Source organism: Pseudomonas sp. HMSC057H01 (assembly GCF_001836405.1).
In the GTDB taxonomy this organism is placed as follows: domain Bacteria; phylum Pseudomonadota; class Gammaproteobacteria; order Pseudomonadales; family Pseudomonadaceae; genus Pseudomonas; species Pseudomonas aeruginosa.
This window is the reverse complement of sequence record NZ_KV828423.1, coordinates 30477-49139: the sequence shown is the minus strand read 5'-3', so window position 1 is coordinate 49139 and position 18663 is coordinate 30477. Positions and strand designations below refer to the sequence as shown.

Annotated in this window: 12 protein-coding genes; 4 read left to right on the top strand and 8 right to left on the bottom strand. The window is 68.0% G+C overall.

The window, feature by feature from the left end:
- On the bottom strand, positions 1–298 hold a 298-nt coding region (locus HMPREF2581_RS08185), incomplete at its 3' end, for an NAD(P)-binding protein (protein WP_168173293.1).
- On the bottom strand, positions 295–7353 hold the full coding sequence (locus HMPREF2581_RS08180; RefSeq protein WP_003138271.1) for an amino acid adenylation domain-containing protein: 7059 nt from the start codon (positions 7351–7353) through the stop codon (positions 295–297). The genes HMPREF2581_RS08185 and HMPREF2581_RS08180, both read right to left, overlap by 4 nt.
- 481 nt (positions 7354–7834) lie before the next feature.
- On the opposite strand from HMPREF2581_RS08180, the gene HMPREF2581_RS08175 reads away from it, so the two are divergent.
- Complete coding sequence (locus HMPREF2581_RS08175; RefSeq protein WP_003091706.1) at positions 7835–8440, top strand: ATP-dependent Clp protease proteolytic subunit; 606 nt, start codon at positions 7835–7837, stop codon at positions 8438–8440.
- Positions 8441–8784: 344 nt separating this feature from the next.
- Here HMPREF2581_RS08175 and HMPREF2581_RS08170 read toward each other — a convergent pair whose 3' ends face one another.
- The 3 genes from HMPREF2581_RS08170 to HMPREF2581_RS08160 are packed head-to-tail and all read right to left on the bottom strand — an operon-like array spanning position 8785 to position 12332.
- Complete coding sequence (locus HMPREF2581_RS08170) at positions 8785–9672, bottom strand: metal-dependent hydrolase (protein ID WP_003091705.1); 888 nt, start codon at positions 9670–9672, stop codon at positions 8785–8787.
- 9 nt (positions 9673–9681) lie between these two features.
- On the bottom strand, positions 9682–11460 hold the full coding sequence (locus tag HMPREF2581_RS08165) for an SDR family oxidoreductase (protein WP_003110958.1): 1779 nt from the start codon (positions 11458–11460) through the stop codon (positions 9682–9684).
- Complete coding sequence (locus tag HMPREF2581_RS08160) at positions 11457–12332, bottom strand: M24 family metallopeptidase (protein WP_003138275.1); 876 nt, start codon at positions 12330–12332, stop codon at positions 11457–11459. The genes HMPREF2581_RS08165 and HMPREF2581_RS08160 overlap by 4 nt, the downstream gene beginning before the upstream one ends.
- Before the next feature lie 311 nt (positions 12333–12643).
- Here HMPREF2581_RS08160 and HMPREF2581_RS08155 point away from each other — a divergent pair, with 311 nt between their 5' ends.
- Positions 12644–13456: a MerR family transcriptional regulator gene (locus tag HMPREF2581_RS08155; RefSeq protein ID WP_009313699.1), complete on the top strand. Its 813-nt coding sequence runs from the start codon at positions 12644–12646 to the stop codon at positions 13454–13456.
- 7 nt (positions 13457–13463) lie between these two features.
- Here HMPREF2581_RS08155 and HMPREF2581_RS08150 read toward each other — a convergent pair whose 3' ends face one another.
- A complete protein-coding gene (locus HMPREF2581_RS08150) occupies positions 13464–14378 on the bottom strand; it encodes a LysR substrate-binding domain-containing protein (protein ID WP_003138279.1) in 915 nt (304 codons plus the stop codon).
- A gap of 88 nt (positions 14379–14466) precedes the next feature.
- Here HMPREF2581_RS08150 and HMPREF2581_RS08145 point away from each other — a divergent pair, with 88 nt between their 5' ends.
- Complete coding sequence (locus HMPREF2581_RS08145; RefSeq protein WP_003110952.1) at positions 14467–14922, top strand: DMT family transporter; 456 nt, start codon at positions 14467–14469, stop codon at positions 14920–14922.
- A gap of 231 nt (positions 14923–15153) precedes the next feature.
- Positions 15154–17232, top strand: coding sequence for a phosphocholine-specific phospholipase C (locus HMPREF2581_RS08140; RefSeq protein ID WP_003138281.1), 2079 nt, complete (start codon positions 15154–15156; stop codon positions 17230–17232).
- Positions 17233–17289: 57 nt separating this feature from the next.
- Here HMPREF2581_RS08140 and HMPREF2581_RS08135 read toward each other — a convergent pair whose 3' ends face one another.
- Both HMPREF2581_RS08135 and HMPREF2581_RS08130 read right to left on the bottom strand, forming a co-directional pair.
- Entirely contained in the window at positions 17290–17790 is a 501-nt protein-coding gene (locus HMPREF2581_RS08135) for a hypothetical protein (RefSeq protein ID WP_003091690.1), read from the bottom strand.
- A gap of 65 nt (positions 17791–17855) precedes the next feature.
- Positions 17856–18584: a hypothetical protein gene (locus HMPREF2581_RS08130; RefSeq protein WP_003138283.1), complete on the bottom strand. Its 729-nt coding sequence runs from the start codon at positions 18582–18584 to the stop codon at positions 17856–17858.
- Between the last annotated feature and the right edge of the window lie 79 nt (positions 18585–18663).

Sequence of the window (18663 nt, the reverse complement as noted above, 5' to 3'; positions counted from 1 at the left end):
GCTGGCCGAGCTGGCGGGCCAGGCCGCCGAAGTCGATGGCGCGGATCGGTCGCCCGCGCCGGGTGAGGAACCGTAGCGAGTCGAAGGCCTGGGCGCGGGTAAGGTCAGGGCGCACGCCGACCCTCTCCAGGGCGGTCAGCGCGTTGGGCATCAGCGACAGCGCCGAGCCGACCGCGCGCAGCTCCCTGGCCCGCTCGTAGAGTTCGACCTCGAAGCCGGCGGCCTTCAGGCAGGCGGCCGCGGCGAGCCCGCCGATGCCGGCGCCGGCGATGACGATCTTCAGGGGATGTCTGCTCATGGGCGGGTCCGTTCGCTGGAGGTGGAGGGTTCGAGCAACGCGGCGATCTCTGCCGCGACCGTCTCGACATAGGGTTCTTTCATCAGCACCAGGTGGTCGCCGGGTACGTCGATCACATCGAGGCGGCCGCTGGTCCAGTGCTGCCAGCCGTTCTTCGGGTCGCCGTAGTGGGTGCCGGCGGCGTCGTGCATCGGCTTCAGCGCCAGCGGCAGCGGGCCGTCCGCGCGCAGCAGGGTCATGTCCTGGTCGCTGACTTCCGGGCGATAGCCGATGAGTGCCTGCCAGCTCGCCCGGAACAGCTCGTAGAGCCGCTGCACGGTGGCGCGCGGGGTGCCGGCGGGAAGTACGCCGGCCTCGATGGCGCGTTCGACGATGTGGTCGAGTTTCTGCTCCAGGCTCGCGCCTTCAGGCAGCGGCTCGACTTCCTCGTCGCTGCGCTCGAACCAGACCAGTTCCCAGTAGAAGAACAGCAGCAGGGCTTCGTCGCTGGCGCTGCCGGCGTGGTTGCGGTCGACGGTGATGGAGTCGAGCACGATCAGTTGGGCGACCGCCTGCGGGTCGAGCGCGCGCAGTTGCCGGGCCATCTCGTAGGCGACGAAGCCGCCGAACGACCAGCCGCCGAGGTAATAGGGGCCTTCCGGCTGCACCCGGCGGATCGCCGCGAGGTAACTGGCGGCGATGTCCTCGAGGACCGCCAGCGGCGTACTGCCCTGGCCGGTGCCGGCCGCCTGCAGGGCATATACCGGCTGGTCCGGCGGCAGTGCGCGGACCAGCGGCAGGTAGCAGAGTACGTGGCCGCCGAGCGGGTGGACGAGGAACAGAGGCGGGCGGCTGCCGCCGGCACGGATCGGTACCAGCGGGTCGAAGGCGCGCACCGCCGAGCGTTCCCGCAGGCGTTCGGCCAGGCCCTCCACGGTCGGCGTCTCGATCAGCGCGGCCATCGGCAGGTCGACGCCATAGCGCTTCTCGATCAGCAGCATGAAGCGCATCGCGCTGAGCGAGGTGCCGCCGAGGTCGAAGAAGCTGTCGCGGATGCCTACCCGGGGACGATCCAGCAACTCGCCGAGGAGTCCGGCCAGGGTGCGCTCGTAGTCGTCGCGCGGGGCCAGGTACTCGATGTTCGACCCGTGCTCCAGCGGCAGCGCGCGCAGGGCGGCGTCGTCGCGCTTGCCGCTGGGAGTGAGGGCGAAGCCGTCGACCCAGGCGAAGTGCGCCGGCACCATGTGTTCCGGCAGTTCGCTGCGCAGCGCCTGCTTCAGTTCGGCGAGATCCACCGCCTCGGGCTCGCCGAGCAGGAAGGCAGCGAGGAATGCATCGTTGCCCTGGCGCTCGCGAGCCACCACCGCCGCGCCGCGCAGGCCCGGCTGGCGCTCGGCCTGGCGCATGATCGCCAGCTCGACCTCGGCCGGCTCGATGCGGAAGCCGCGGACCTTGACCTGGGTATCGGCGCGGCCGAGCCAGACGATCTCGCCGTTGCCGAGGATGCGACCGAGGTCGCCGGTGCGGTAGAGCCTGGCGCCGGGGCGCCAGGGATGTTCGACGAAGCGCTCGGCGGTGAGTTCGGGGGCGCGGTGGTAGCCGCGCGCGAGGCAGTCGCCGCCGAAGTACAGCTCGCCGGTAACGCCGACCGGTACCGGGCGCAGCGCGGCGTCGAGCACCTGCACCTCGACCCCGTCCAGCGGCCGGCCGATCGGCGGCAGGTCCGGGTAGTGCGCCGGATCGCCGCTCAGCGAGTGGTAGGTGACCTGGTGCGTCTCGGTGGGACCGTACTGGTTCTCCAGCAGTAGCCCGGGCATCGCCGCGCAGAACGTGCGGACGTCTTCGGTGATGCGCAACTGCTCGCCGGAGGACACCACCACGCGCAGGGCGCCGGGGCGTACGCCCAGGGTGTTGGAGGCCTCGGCGAGGCGTTGCAGGGCGACGAAGGGCAACAGCACGCGCTGGACCTGGCGGCGTTCGAGGACATGCAGCAGCGCGGAGGGGTCCATCCGCTCGCGGTTGGAGATGAGTTGCAGCTCGCCGCCGCCGCACAGCGTGGAGAAGATCTCCTGGAAGGCCATGTCGAAGCTCAGCGGCGCGAACTGCAGGGTGCGCAGCCCCGGTACGCCGCTGGCGACGCGCAATTGCCACTGGGTGTAGTTGGCCCACATCCGGTGGCTAAGCTCGACGCCCTTCGGCCGCCCGGTGGAACCGGAGGTGAACAGCAGCATGGCCAGCTCGTCGAGCTGCGGCGCGGCGAAGGTCTCGGGCTCGATGTCGGCGACCAGTTCCTCTACCGGCAGCACCCGTTCCGCCGCGGCGACATGGGCGTGCTCGGGATGCGCGACCACCCGGAACGGCTGTGCGGTCTCCAGGATCAGCGCCAGGCGCTGCGCGGGATAGCTGACGTCCAGCGGCACGCAGACCAGGCCGGCGCGCAGGATGCCCCAGATCGTCGCGATCATCTCCGGCGAACGGTTCAGCGCCACTCCGATCGCATCGCCGCGGCGCGCGCCGGCGCGGACCAGGCGGGTGGCCACGCAGCGCGCCACATGGTCGAGGTCGCGATAGGTCCAGCGTTGCTCCTCGAAGGCCAGCGCGGCGCTGCCCGGCAGCGCCTCGACCTGGCGTTCGAACAGGCTGACGACGTCGACCAGCGGCTCGGGCTGGGAAGCGGCGTCGCGGCGAGGGGCGAGGAAGGCGAAGTCGGCGGCTTCGTCGGGATGCTCGGCGAGGCGCCACAGGAGTTCGACGAAGGTCGCGCCGATCAGCGCGGCCTGGCTGCGGCTGATGCCGCGGCCGTCGCTGTCGATGCGCAGGTACATGCCGTCGCTGGGCGTGGCGATCACGTTGACCAGCAGGGCGAAGTTGGTTTCTTCCCAGACGCGGAAGTCGCGCAATTGCCACAGCGGTTCGAGGACATGCAGGTTGACGTAGTTGAAGGCGCTGCTCAGTTCGTCGCCGACGATCTGCTGGATGGCGCTGAGCGGATAGCGGCGATGGGCGTGTCCGTCGCGCTCCTGGCGGAACAGCGCATCGGCTACCTCGATCCAGCTATGCCCGGCAATCTCCGAGCGGACCGGCACGGTATTCAGGAACAGGCCGACCATGCGGTCGGCGTCGGGCAGTTCGGGGCGGCCGTTGCTGATCGCGCCGGTGACCACGCTGTCGCTGCGGGAGAACAGATGCAGGGTCAGGCAATGGGCGGCGAGCAGCAGCGATTTCAATGGCAGTCCGCGTTGCGCCGCAGTGGCCTTGAGTCGTTCGAGCAGCCCGTCCGGCAGCGCTTCGCGATGGCTGGCCGGACCTTGCGCGGCTTGCGGCTCGTGGGCGCCGAAGCCGTCGAGGCGGGTCATCCTCGCGCCCTCCAGCAGCCCGGTCCAGTACCCCACGGCGGCCGGCGAAGCCAGCGCGGCCAGCTCCTCGCGGACATGGCAGGCCAGCGCCGGCGCGGGGCTCGGCAGCGGCTCGCCACGGTAGGCGGCGACCAGCGCGACGATCAGGTTGGCCACGCTCCAGCCGTCGAGGATCGCATGGTGGAAGCTGAACACCAGGTCCAGGCCGTCCTCGCGGACGAACGCGGCGAACAGGAACAGCCCGGGCTGTTGCAGCGAATAGCGATGGAAGCGGCGTTGGCGGATGTGCTCGTCGAGCACCGTCCCGGCCTCCGGGTTGCCGCGCAGGTCCAGGATCAGCGGTTCGCTGCGCGCCTGGGCATGCACCAGTTGCAGCGGTTCGGATGCGCCGCTGAGGTCGAACGACGAACGCAGCGCGGGATAGGCGGCGACCACCCGGTCCAGCGCGTGGCGGAACGCGGCTTCGTCCCAGGCCAGATCGAAGCGGTAGTGGAACACGTCGTGGTAGACCGACGAGTCGGGGCGCTGGCGGCTATGGAAGAGCAGGCCGAGACTCAGCCGGCTGGTCGGGAAGGCGTCCTCCAGCCCTTCCAGGCGCGGCTTGTCGACTTCGGAAACCAGTTCGAACGGCTGGTAGCTTCGCTCCGCGAGCGGACGCACCAGGCGCTCGGCAAGACCCGCCACCGTCGGGTTGCGCATCAGGTCGGCGAGTTCGAAGCCCAGGCCGCGCCGCTGTGCGGCGGCGCGGATGCGCAGCATCAGGATCGAGTCGCCGCCGAGGGCGTAGAAGTCGTCGTGCACGCCGACCTCCGCCACGCCGAGGACATCGGCCCACACCGCCGCCAGTTCGGCCTCGGTCGCCGTGCGCGGCGCAACCGCCGCCACCTGTTCCGGCGGTGCCGGCAGTTGCCGGCGGTCGAGCTTGCCGTTGGCGCTGAGCGGGAGGCTGTCGATGCGCACGAAGAAGGCTGGCAGCATGAAGTCCGGCAGCGTCGCCGAAAGTCCGGCGCGCAATTGACCGGCGTCGAGTTCCGCCGCAGCCACGTAGTAGCCGACCAGGTGCGTGCCGCGTACCGCCGAATCGCGTGCCACGACCGCGGCGTCGCGTACGCCGGGAAGCGCGGCGAGGCGGTCGCGTACTTCGTCGGGTTCGACCCGGTTGCCGCGGATCTTCACCTGGTCGTCGGCGCGGCCGAGGTATTCGAGGTTGCCGTCGGCCAGCCAGCGGGCCAGGTCGCCGGTACGGTAGAGACGGCCGCCGGCGACGAAGGGGTCGGCGAGGAAGCGCTCGGCGTTCAACTCCGGCCGGTTCAGGTAGCCGCGGGCGACGCCGACGCCTCCTATATATAGCTCGCCGACGGCGCCGAGGGGCTGCGGCCTGAGCGCGCGGTCGAGGACGTACAGGCGCAGGTTGTCGATCGGCCGGCCGATCGGGACCCGCGTGGGGTTGTCGCTGGCGCACTCATGGTCGGACACGTCGACGGTGGCCTCGGTCGGTCCGTACAGGTTGACCAGTCGCACGGCGTCGCCGAACAGCCGGCGGAAGCGCGCGACCTGCAACGGCGCGAGGGCTTCGCCGCTGCAGAACACCAGGCGCAGCGAGCTTGCCGCCGCGCGGGCGGTCGGGTCGCCGTCGAGCAGGTCGAGGAACGGCGTCAGCATCGACGGCACGAAGTGGATGACCGTGACCGCGTCGCGCTGGATGCTCCGCAGCATTTCCCGCGGGTCCTTCTCGGCGCCGGGCGGCAACAGCGACAGGCGGGCGCCGGTGAAGCTCCACCAGAACAGTTCCCAGACGGATACGTCGAACGTCACCGGAGTCTTTTGCAGAAGCACGTCGCGTTCGCCGATCGGATAACGACGCTGCATCCAGTTCAGGCGGTTGACCACCGAGCGGTGTTCGACCATCACGCCCTTGGGCACGCCGGTCGAACCGGAGGTATAGATGATATAGGCCAGGTCGCTGGGCGCCACGTTGGCCGCCGGCAGGTCGCCGGTGCTCTGCGGCAGGCGTTCGAGGTGCAGCACGCGCGTCTCGCCGAGGCTCTCGCCGAGTGTCGCCGCGCGTTCGTCCACCAGCACCACGCGGGCGCCGCAGTCTTCCAGCAGCAGGCGGACGCGCTCCAGGGGATGGTCGGGATTGATCGGCACATAGGCGCCGCCGGCGCGCTGCACGCCGAGGATCGCCGGCAGCAGGTGGGGACCGCGGGCGACCAGTAGCGCTACCCGCTCGTCGGCGCTAACACCCGCTGCGCGCAAGGCGTCGGCCACGGCCTGGACCTTGGCGTCCAGCTCGGCATAGCTGAGCGTGCCGCCGTCGGCTTCCAGCAGCGCGGTGCGTTGCGGGGTGCGTGCCACCTGCTCGGCAAACAGCGTGGGCAGGGTAGCCTGCTCGGGGAATGCCTGGTCGGTGGCGTTGCGGGTGTGGATCAGTTCCTCGCGCTCGGCGGCCGACAGCGGATCGAGTTCGCCGAGGCGGCGCTCGCCGCCCTCCACCAGGGCGCGCAGGAAGGTTTCGATATGCCGCGCCGCGGCGTCCATGGGGAAGTCGGCGTCGAACACATCGCAGGCGTATTCGAAATCCACCTGCGCGTCGCTGTGCCCGTCGAACTCGGAGACCCAGATGGCCAACGCGTCCGGGTCATGGGCGTGGGTCTGCGCCACGGTCTCGACGCTGGCGTTCGGGATCGCCTGGGCGGCGGGCCAGCGCATGTAGGAAAGGGTGGTGTCGAACAGTGGCGAGGCGCCGCGCAACAGGTCGCCGAGGGGCATCTTCTGGTGGCGCAGCAGCGTCCGGGTCGCCTCGCGCAACTGCGCCAGGAATTCGTCGACGGTCTGTTCCGGCGCGGTGCGGATGCGTAGCGGCAGGGTATTGGCGAAGTGCCCGACCACTTGCTTGGCCGCGCGGTCGGCGCGGTTCAGCACCGGTACGCCGAGGACCACGTCGTCGTTCTGGTGGATCCGCGCCAGGTACAGCGCCACGGCGGCGGAGAGGAACAGGAAGGGCGATTCGCCACGATCGCGGATCGCATCGAGCAGTGTGCGTTCCAGCGTCAGCCTGTGGCGCGCGGTGCGGCGCAGCCCGGCCGGGCGCCTGCGGGTGAAGAGGGCCGGCTCCAGGCCCTCCAGGGCCTCGGCGAAATAGGCGCGGTCGTCGCGGTACTGTTCCGAACCGGAGTAGTCGTCGGTCTCGAGCTGCGCCAGGAGGGAAGCCGTCGGCATCTGCGCCTGCGGCTCGCCTAGCTCGCCCAGGTAGCCGGCGCGCACCCGGCTGAGGAATAGCTGCAGGCCCCAGGCGTCGCTGACGATATGGTGGGTGCGCACGTAGACGTAGAGCGCCTGGTCGCTATGCAGCAGGGCCAGGTCCACCAGGCTGCGGCCGTCCAGCGGGTAGGCGTGACGGAAGGCGTCGCGCAGCCAGGATCGCACGGCGGCCTCGGGGTCGCGGTCGGCGCGCAGGTCGACGTGGCGCGCCTCGAACTCGGCATCCGCGTCCAGCCACTGGTACGGCGTACCGTCCGTCTCGCCGAGGCGCAGGCGGAACGCCTCGGTGTCTCGCGCCGCCTGCAGCAGCGCCCGTTCCAGGGCCTGGGTATCGACCTCGCCGGTGAAGCGGTCGTAGCTGAAGATGGTGTACTGGTCGAGTTCCGGAAACTGCGCGGCGGCGACCCAGATGTCCCGTTGGTAGGGCGATAGCGGCAAGCGAGCGAAACGAACCATCCCTGCGTCCTCTTCAACAATCCATCGATTCGGCGAACACGGGCACCGCACGCCTCGCCGGACAGGTTCCACCCGTCGACGTTTCAGCGCGCCGTAGCCAGCGTGGTTGGCAGGGAAGCGGCGGCACCCGAAGCAAGAGCGGGGTGTACTATTACTTTTGGCAGGCTCGAAGAAATAGCTGTTAATTCTTGCAGGGTAATCGCGTTGTTAACTGTTAATTCTGGTAGGTATTTACGAGGCAACTTACAAATCTGTTAGGTTCCGGGAAACGTACGTCGCGGCCCTGCATGGCTATGCTTCACGAGATTACCTTCGCCGGTCTTTTCGAAGTTGAAGCAAGCCTTTCGAAAGTGTCTGGCTGATGCATAATGGGGCGCTCGGAAGAGGCGCATTAACGGATATATATCCGCGCCCTGGCGAACAACGAACGCATGCCCTGAAAGGTTTGCCGGATGGATTACCAACAGTTCCAGGAGGTTGCATGAAAACCGATGACAAGGACCGCGAAGGCGGCGACTCCCACGGCGCCATCGGCGCCAAGCTGATGGAGTACGCGCTCAAGGTCAGGAAGGTGTTCGTCACCGGCGGGGTCGACGAGAAGATGGCCAAGGACGTCGTCCAGCAGCTGCACATCCTCGCCTCGATCAGCGACGATCCGATCTACATGTTCGTCAATTCTCCGGGTGGCCACGTCGAGTCCGGCGACATGATCTTCGACGCGATCCGCTTCATCACACCGAAGGTCATCATGATCGGTTCCGGCAGCGTAGCCAGCGCCGGCGCGCTGATTTACGCCGCGGCGGACAAGGAAAACCGCTATTCGCTGCCCAATACCCGCTTCCTTCTGCACCAGCCGTCGGGCGGCATCCAGGGGCCGGCGAGCAACATCGAGATCTACCGCCGCGAGATCGTGCGGATGAAGGAACGCCTCGACCGGATCTTCGCCGAAGCCACCGGGCAGACGCCGGAGAAGATCAGCGCCGACACCGAGCGCGATTTCTGGCTGAACGCGGAAGAAGCCGTGCAGTACGGCCTGGTCAACAAGATCATCGTTTCGGAACGGGAGATCACGCTGCCTGGCCAGTGAGTCACCGCAGGTCGGACAAATACGAAGGCGGGCGCGAAGAGCGTATTTCTCGATTCTCTTCTCGCTCGCTTTTCTTTCTTTAATTTCCGATCGATAGGGTAACTTTTCTTACTTTTATTTTGCTTGTCTTCAAAATGCCATCAGAAGAATGGCTGGCTTTTTGCAAAGTCTCGCCTCACGCGCCCGTTATTTTCAATCATTCTATCGAGCACCATTTTTCAGGCTTACGGAAATTACCTTCCGTCTGCCGGCCTTGTTTGACGTCGACCTGACGTAAGCAATGGGCAAGCGCCGCGAAAGTTCCAACTTTCGCGGCGCTTGCCGGTATTTCCAGTGAATTGTTTTCAGGCGTTCGCCGCGCGCCGGGCCGCCGGCGAGTTGGCCAGGTATTCCAGGGCTTCCTGGGTATTCGCCTCGTGCTCGGGGTGGTACCAGGGATTGAAGTAGCGGGCGACGTCGCGGAAGGTGTGCGCGAGGTTCGGCAGCAGGCCCTGCTTGCCGAGCCGCCACCAGGTTCGTAGGAATCCCTGGCGCTTGGCGCCGCGCAGGCTCGGGTCCTGGTCGAGGAGGGTGCGGGTGCCGTCGGCGAGCAGGTAGACCAGTATCGCGATGACCAACAGCATGGTCAGTTGCCGGGTGACGAAGCTGCCGCCCAGGTGCACGTGCAGGTCGTGGGCGACGCTGCGGTGCTCGACTTCCTCGGCGCCGTGCCAGCGCAGCAGGTCGAGCATCACCGGGTCGCTGCCGCGGCGATCCAGCTCCCGGGCCTCCAGCACCCACTTGCCGAGCACGCAGGTGAAATGCTCCACCGCGGCGATGATCGCGCAGCGCTGGCGCAGCCACCAGCCGTCGAGGGCGCGGGTCAGGCGGTTCTGCCCCAGCGGGTAGTCGCAGAGCAGGCGTTCGAAAAGGAAATCCATCTTGTCGGTGAACGGCTTGGAGTCGATGTCGAACCTGCTCAGGTAGCGCTGGATCGCGCCGTCGTGGGCCCGCGAATGCATCGCTTCCTGGCGGATGAAACCCTGCACGTCGTCGCGCAGGCGGGCGTCGCTAACCAGCGGCAGGGCCTTGTTGTAGAGGCGGCAGAACCACAGTTCGCCCGAAGGCAGGAGCATGTGCAGGACGTTCATCACCTGGGACGCTTCCGCTTCGCCGGGAACCCAGTGCAGGGGGGTATCGCTGAAGTCGAAGCGGACCTTGCGCTGGACCAGCTTGTGGTGGAATTCGCTCATGGCAGGCTCTCAGGAAGTCAGGTCGAAGCGCGCGAGAAACCGCGTGGCCCAGGGCGCGAAGCGCCATTGCAGGGCGCCGAGGTGCACCTCGCTGCCCACCGAGACCACCGCCTTGTTGCGCTCCACGGCGCGCACCAGCTTTTCCCCAACGGTGTCCGGGCTGAGCCGGCGTCGCTTGTAGAAGCGCTGGATCTTCGCCTGGCGCCGCGCCTGGCGTTCGGCGTCCATGCCGACGAAGCGGGTGGCCTGGACGATGCCGGTATCGACGAAGCCCGGGCACACCGCGGTGACTCCGATCGAACGTCCGGCCAGTTCCGCCCGCAGGCATTCGCTGAGCATCAGTACCGCGGCCTTGCTGGTGGCGTAGGCGGGGTAGTTGCGCGACGGCGCGAAGGCCACGCCGGAGGCGACATTGACCAGGTGCCCCGGCTTGTTCGCCGCGATCATCTGCCGGCCGAACAGGCGGCAGCCGTCGATCACGCTCCACAGGTTGACCCGCAGCAGGCGCTCCCATTCCGCGGGCGAGGTGTCGAGCATCGGTCCGGCCATGCCGATGCCGGCATTGCTGACCACCACATCCGGGACTCCGAGGGTGTCGCGGACCCACTCGGCGAAGCGCTCCATGGCCTGGGTATCGCCGACGTCGACCTGGTAGGCATGGGCCGTGGCGCCAAGGGCGCGGGCCAGTTCGGCGCTGCGTTCGGCGGCTTCCAGGTCGAGATCGGCGGCGAGCAGGCTGGCGCCGCGCTCGGCGAAGCTGAGCAGGGTCGAACGGCCGATGCCGCCGCCGGCGCCGGTGACCACCACCAGCTTGCCGCTCATCGAGCGCGCGTCGGGGCGGACCTGTGCGCGTTGCAGGGCCGGCGGCGACTCGCCGGTTTCCTGGGCGTCGATGAACTCGCCAAGCCAGCCGGCCAGTTGCTCCGGCTCGGCCAGCAGTTGCCAATGGCCGACGCTCGCCTCGCGCCGCCACAGGCGTGGCGCCCACAGGCTGAGGTGCTGGAACAGCTGGGCGCCGACGTAACGGTCGCGGGTCGGTACGATCAGTTGCACCGGCACTTCGGTGTGGCGCTTGCGCGGACGGAACAGGCTGCGGATGAAGTTGCCGCGGTACAGCTTGACCCCGTGCCGGCCGTCGCTGGCCTGGGTCGGGTTGACCTGTGGATGGCGGACGCCTTCGGCGCGCTTCAAGAACTGCGGCCAGAGCCGGGCCAGGCCGACGCTCCAGAGCAGCTCGGGTACGACGGGGGTATGGAAGAAGGCGATGTACCAGGAGTGGAGCAACTGGCCGAATACCGCTTTCAGGGCCTTCGGACTGCGCTGCCTGAGGTGTTCGCGCATCCAGAAGCCGACATGGTCCAGGCAGGGCCCGGAGATCGAGGTATAGGACGCGATCAGCGGGCGGCACTGCGGATCGGTGACGCTTTCCCAGGTCTGGATCGAGCCCCAGTCATGGGCCAGCAGGTGCACCGGGCGATCCGGGCTGGTGGCGCGAATCACCGCCTGCAGGTCTTCGCTGAGCCGTTGCAGGTGGTAGTCGCGGCTCCAGCGTGGCTTGTCCGAAGCGCCGGCGCCGCGCACGTCGTAGGCGACGATGCGGTAGCGCCCAGCCAGTTGGCGGATCAGCGGCAGCCAGGTCTCGTGGTTGTCCGGGTAGCCATGCACCATCAGCAGCGTCGGCTTGTCGTTGTCCGGCGCGCCCCAGCAATGAACCGCCAGGCGCACGTCGCCGGACTGCACGAACAGCCGTTCCGGCTGCAGGTCGGGGAGGGCGAGGAGCGCGTTCATGCGGCCTCCCGTGCTTGCGGCAGCAGGCCGCGCGCCTGCCAGCGGCGGACGTGCGGCAGGTCGTCGTCGAGCCAGTAGGCGTCGTCTTCGGTGACTACCAGCAGTTCCTCGAACTTGGCGCCCACCCCGCGTAGCCCCAGGTGCGGTTCCACCGCCCAGAGACCGGGCGTCGGCGGGTGCTCGGAGCGCTTGCCGCTGGACCACAGCGGCGACCAGCCTTCGCGCTTGCCGGTGACCAGCGCGTTGCGCGTCAGGGTGTACAGGTTGCGCACGCCGAAGCGCGCCACCGAGGGACCGCGGCGGTTGCCGAGCTTTTCCACGCGATGGGCGAGCACTTCGAAGGGATAGGCCTTGTGCCGTGGCAGGGTGCCCTGGATCACGCAGAGCCGGTCGACCGCCTGGCTGACTTCGGCCAGGGGGCGCCGTTCGCGGACCAGGTCGAGGATGGTGCGTCGGTGTATCAGCAGGTCGTCCATCAGCCGCTCCTGCAACAGGTTGTGGCCGAGCGCGCCGGAGTAGCCGACATCGGCGGTATAGGCGCCGAGGGTCGGCGCGCAGTCGAGGATGAACGGCATGCCTTCCTCCAGGCGCTGCTTGCCGGGGTAGAAGGCCAGGTTGAAGCCACCGAGATGACGCAGGCCGTCGAAGCCCTTGAACGAGGTGCGGCTGCCGAACCAGGCGAAGGGCTGGTGGAACCAGTCGTCGACGCCGTGATCCTGCAACCAGGTCTTCATCAGCGCCGCGGCTTCCCTCTCGCTGATGCCGGGGCGCAGTTCGCCGTGGATGGTTTCGCAGCAGGTATAGGCCAGTCGCTGGACCTGGCGGAAGTGATCGAGATCGTCGGGAGTGGGTACCCAGGCGCCTTGGGACATGGCTCTCTCCAGGCTGGCTTGTCGTTATTGTGACATTGATTGATGTCATGGTTGATGCTGGCCCATAAGCAGGCGTTGCGCCAGCCCTGGGAAGTCTCTTCACGCCGGTGTTACGGCACTTGCTACCGGCGCCGGAAGGCCCGGGGCAGAAGGCTCGGGACGTTTCCCCCGGGTTGTGGCGGCGGTGCCGGAGGAGCGGCTGACCGACGAGTCCAGTCTTTGGTTGGCGCCCGCGCATCCCGACGCCGGCAAAGAGCGTTGCACCCCCGGAGGTTGTGGCCGTTCGGCGGGCCTCGTTATGATCCGCCTCCATGAGCACACCCCTGACCCTCCTGCAGCGCCTGCTGCAACGTGGCGAGCAGCCGTCCGCCGAGGATGCCCGCGAATACAGTGTCGACGAACTGGCGCGCGCGGCCGGCAGCAGCGTGCGCAACGTGCGTGCCTACCAGGACCGCGGCCTGCTGCCGCCGCCGGAGCGGCGCGGCCGGGTCGGCGTGTATTTCGACAGCCATCTCAAGCGCCTGCGGCTGATCAACCAGTTGCTCGAACGCGGCTATTCCAGCGCCAACATCAAGGAATTGCTGGAGGCCTGGGAACAGGGCCGCGACCTCGACCACGTGCTCGGCCTGGACCAGGCGATCATCGGCGAGTGGAACCTGGAGACGCCCGGCAGCATCGGCTTCGACGAACTCCAGGCGATCTTCGGCGACGAACTGAACGACCGGGTGATCGACAAGGCCCAGGCGCTGGGCCTGCTGCTGTTCGACGGCGAGTGCATGAAGATCCCCAGTCCGCGGCTGTTCCAGGCCGGGCTGGAGCTGTACCGCAGCGGCATCCCGCTGGAGGCGTTGCTCGATCACCTCGGCGAGTTGCGTAGCGACACCGAGCACCTGGCGGCGGGGATCGTCCGCCTGATCGTCACCCACCTGGTGGACGGCCGCGGCACCGACCTGCTGCCCGGGGCGCCGGACCTGCAGGAGCTGGCCAAGGTATTCCTGCGCCTGCGTCCGCTGGCGGAACACGTGGTCCAGGTGGAACTGGCGCGCGGCCTCAAGCTGTCGGCCAACGAAATGCTCGGCGAGCGTGTCGGCGAGATGCTGCGCAAGCTGGAAAAGCCTTCCTGACTCTTCTTCAGATCTTCCGCGCCGCCGCCTGGATCTGTTCCCGCAGCCAGGCGCCGGCCGCTTCGCGCTCGGCGTCGCCGCGCCAGATCTGCACGTAGTCGAAGCGCGGGATCGCCAGCGGCGGCTCGCAGACCGCCAGTTCCTCGGGTAACCGCAGGCGTTCGAGGATGCGCTCGGCGATGGTCAGTACCAGGTCGGTGCCGGCCAGCAGCGCCGGGGCCACGGTGAAGTGCGGCAGGGTCAGCGCTACCTGCCGGCGCAGGCCGCGCTTTTCCAGGGCGCTGTCGACTTCCTCGGCCGGGTTGTCCTGTAGCGAGACGCGCACGTGGCGGGCCGCCAGGTAGCGGTCGAGGGACAGGCCGTCGGGGCGGTCGAACAGGCTGCGCCGACAGACGCAGACGAAACGCTCCTCGAACAGGCGCCTGGCGCGCACGCCCTCCGGAAGCAGGGGGAATACCCCCAGCGCGCAGTCCAGTTGTCCTTCGGCGACCTGCCGGGCGGTTTCCAGGCGCGGTTCCTGGACTATCCCGAAGCTCACCCCGGGCGCCAGCGCCTGTTGCTGGCGCAGCAGCGCCGGCAGCACCACCCAGGCGCCGTAGTCGGACATGCCCAGGCGGAAGTGGCGCCGGCTGCGCACCGGCTCGAAGGCCGGCCCGCCGATCACCCCGCGCACCTGGTCGAGGCTGGCCTGGAGCTTCGGCGCCAGCTCCAGCGCCAGGCTGGTCAACTGCATGCGGCTTTTCACCCGCACCAGCAGCGGATCGCCGAACAGTTCGCGGAGACGCCCGAGGGCGTGGCTGACCGCCGGCTGCGACATGGCCAGGCGCTGCGCCGCGCGGGACACGTGGCGCTCGCTGAGGAGCGCGTCGAGCACCACCAGCAGGTTGAGGTCGATACGGCGTAGGTCATGAATCTGCTGCATGGAGGCTGTACCAACTATCGATTTCCATTCGCGAAGTGGATAGCAAAAACTCCGCTCCAGAGGCAATGGCCGGAGGAGGAGAATCAGCATGCCCAATTATCTGATGGTACTGATGGCAGTTTCGGTGGGCGGCATGGTGGTGCTGCAGGCCGGCAGCAACGCCTTGCTCGGGCGCCTGCTCGGCCATCCGCTGAGCGCCAGCCTGACTTCGCTGGGCGTCAGCCTCGGGGCGGTCTGCCTGGGCCTGCTGCTGGTGCGGGTGCCGCTGCCGGCTACCGCCAGCCTCGGCGGCGCGCCCTGGTGGAGCTGGCTCGGCGGGCTGTTCGGCGCGGCCTACCTGACGGTGGCGATCCTGGTCGCGCCGCGCCTGGGCGCCGCCACTTTCATCGCGTGCGTGGTGGCCGGGCAGATGCTGGTCTCGGCGCTCTGCGACCAGTTCGGCTGGGCCGGTTTCCCGGTGCGCCGTTTGTCCTGGGAGGGCTATCTCGGCCTGGCGCTGGTGGTGGCGGGGGTATTGCTCCTGCAATGGCGGGGAAGAGCGTGAGGAGAGTGCCGGCGAGGGCTGTCAAGTGGAATCTGGCCTAGACCAAAAACTTGATCTGAAATTGTGACGAAGTTGGCATGAATAGTTGTTGCAAAGCGTGTTGAAACCAAAGCGTCTTTTTCCCTCACTAGCGTCGTCGGGGTTCGAACAGCTTGCTGCCGAGTGAGCCTGCGGGCGTCATGGATGCGCTCGGCAGCCCTGTGCCACACCCTGACCTGGTGAGTCCCCCCGATGATTTCGAAAAGCAGAAGAAGCTTCATCCGCCTGGCCGCCGGTACGGTCGGCGCCACCGTCGCCACCAGCATGCTGCCGTCGAGCATCCAGGCGGCCCTGGCGATTCCCGCGCACCGCCGGCATGGCAACCTCAAGGACGTCGAGCACGTGGTGATCCTGATGCAGGAGAACCGCTCCTTCGACCACTATTTCGGCACCCTCAAGGGCGTCCGCGGCTTCGGCGACCGCATGGCGATCCCGCTGCCCGACGGCCAGCGGGTCTGGCACCAGAAGGGCAGCAAGGGCGAGATCCTGCCCTACCACTTCGACACCAGCACCACCAGCGCCCAGCGCGTCGACGGTACCCCGCACACCTGGCCGGACGCCCAGCAGGCCTGGAACGAAGGGCGCATGGACAAGTGGTTGCCGGCCAAGACCGAGCGTTCCCTGGGCTACTACAAGGAGCAGGACATCGCCTTCCAGTTCGCGATGGCCAACGCCTTCACCATCTGCGACGCCTATCACTGCTCGTTCCAGGGCGGCACCAACCCCAACCGGCTGTTCCTCTGGACCGGCACCAACGACCCGCTCGGCCAGCATGGCGGCCCGGTAACCACCAACGACCACGACAGCAACGGCCCGGTGGAGCAGGGCTACACCTGGACCACCTATCCCGAGCGCCTGCAGGCCGCCGGCATCACCTGGCGGGTCTACCAGGACATGGCCGACAACTTCTCCGACAACCCGCTGATCGGCTTCCGCCAGTACCGCGCCGCGGCGCCTGACTCGCCGCTGATCGTCAACGGCCTGAGCACCTGGAAGCTCGATGCGCTGAAGCGCGACGTGCTGGCCAACAGCCTGCCGCAGGTGTCCTGGATCGTCGCCCCGGCCAAGTACTCCGAACACCCCGGCCCGTCCAGCCCGATCTGGGGGGCCGAGTACACTTCCTGGGTACTCGACGCGCTGACCGCCAACCCGGAGGTCTGGAGCAAGACCGCGCTGCTGGTGATGTTCGACGAGAACGACGGCTTCTTCGACCACATCGCCCCGCCGGCCGCGCCGAGCCTGAACAAGGACGGCACGCTGCGCGGCAAGACCACCGCCGACGCCACCCTCGAATGGCACACCAAGGGCGATATCCGTTATCGCAACCAGCCCTACGGCCTCGGCCCGCGGGTGCCGATGTACGTGATCTCGCCGTGGAGCAAGGGCGGCTGGGTCAACTCCCAGGTGTTCGACCACACCTCGGTGATCCGCTTCCTGGAGCAGCGCTTCGGGGTCATGGAGCCGAATATCAGTCCCTGGCGTCGTGCGGTCTGCGGCGACCTGACCTCGGCGTTCAACTTCGCCAACCCGAACAACGAGCCGTTCCCCGAACTGCCCGACACCAGCCAGGCCGACGCCATCGTCGCCAGCCAGATCAAGCTGCCGAAGCCGAAGCCGCCGGCGGTGGCCGCCATGCCCAAGCAGGAAATGGGCATCCGTCCGGCCCGCGCCTTGCCCTACGAGTTGGGCGTGCATGCGCGCTACCGCAGCGGCGGAGACGCGCTGAGCCTGACCTTCGCCAACACCGGCAAGGCCGGCGCGGTGTTCCAGGTGTTCGACCTGCTCGACAGCGAGAACCCGCCGAAACGCTACACCGTTGGCGCGCGCAAGCGCCTGCACGACAGCTTCCAGGGCGACGCCAGCGGCGACTACCACCTGGAAGTGCACGGTCCGAACGGTTTCCTCCGGGTCTTCCGCGGCAACCTGCGGCGCGACCTGGCGGAGCGCAAGGCGCCGCTGCCGGAAGTGCGGATCGACTACGAGCCGCTGTTCGGCAACCTGCGCGTGCAACTGATCAACCGTGGCCGCCATCCGGTCAAGCTGACGGTCAAGGACAACGTCTATCGCCAGGGCGAGCGGCGTACCGTCAACGTGCCGCCGGGACAGCGTCGGGAAGTCCGCTATTCGCTGCGCAGCAGCGGCAACTGGTACGACTTCAGCGTCAGCGCGCAGGGGTCGGACAGCTTCCTGCGGCGTTTCAGCGGTCGCATGGAAGATGGTCGCTCCGGCTTCAGCGACCCGGGCATGGGCCTGGGCACGCTGACCTTCTGACCCGGACGGCCGCGCCGGCTCCCTGCAATGGGGCGGCCGGCGCGGACGGCCTGCGCCCTAGTCGAGGGGAACCGGGTAGAGGGTATTGAGGATCCACTTGCCGTCCTTCAGGACGAAACCGTACGAAATCTCCTTGGCCATGTACGTATCCCAGCGCGTGCAGACGCCCTGGCCGTCGGCCTGCTTGCAGGAGTAGGCATCGATCTTGCCCATGTGCAGCTTCTCCAGGGAAACCACCTGGAACTTGCTGTTGCCGCTGCAGGCCACCGGATTGTCGATGTATCCGTACTGGCGCCAGGCCGCGTCGTAGTTGCCTCTCGACTTGAACAGGGTCTTGTCTTTCTGCGACGAGCCGGACGGCGGCGTCATCCCGTAGATGTGCTGGGTCACGTGGCCGCCCATCGAGGTATTGCGCGTGGCGTCGGCGCTTTGCTGCACGCTGGTGATGTCGCGGCAGGCGGCGGCGTTGGCCGAGGAGGCCAGCAGCAGAAGGGCGGAGAAACCCAGGCCGGCGACGCACTGGCGTGCGTCGGGGCGGGGCAGTGAAAAGCGGTTCATCGGCGGCTCCTGTGAGATGGATTGCTTATGGAGGAACGCCGCCGCGCAGTTTTCGTGAAGATGCCTCAGTCGCGATAGCGTGGCGGCGGCGCGTAGCCGCCGCCGTTCCGGGCGTCGGCGGGAAATGCCTGCGGTCCGTCGGCCGGCGCCTCGCGACCGCTGGCCGGAGCGTCCAGCTCGAACAGGGCCACGCCGATCACGCCGAGGTTGCGGCTGTCGCCGGCCGCGCTGTTGCTGGCGTAGGCATCGTCGGGACTGGCGAAGCGGAATGCCGCGACTTCCCGTTCGCTCTTGCGGAAGCCCTCGATCACCAGGTTCTCGCCCGGTTCCAGCACATAGCCGCGGTTCTTCAGGCTGCCCGGCTGGCCGTTGAGCACGTCCAGGCCGTCTACCGTGGCGACCACCTCGTAGGTCGCGCCGCCGAGGTTGTTCAGCCACAGTCGGTAGCGCTGGCCTTCACGACCCTGGAGTTGCAGGGTGCTGCGGTGCTGCACCAGGTCGAACTTGCCGCCATCCTCGTCGAGTACGGCGAAGCCGACCCGGCCCTTGGCCAGGGGCAGTTCCTTGATGGCACGTCCATCGAAGCGGCTCGCGCTGTAGAACACCTGGCGGCGATCGACCGGTTGCTCCGATAGACGTCGCAGGGCCACCGAGGTGACCGGCGAGGCGACGCCTTCGCCCCATTGGGTGCCGAGCCGCTGCTCGGTCGGCGCGCCGGCCTGCTGTTGGGGCAGGCTGCAGCCGCCGAGGGCCAGCAGGCCCAGCAGTAGCGCGGATAGCAGTGGTGTACGCATGATTTTCCTCTCCCTGGATGAGCGGAGGCGCAAGCCGCCTCCCCGATGTCTCTGACCGTCGATGATGGCCGATCTTCGA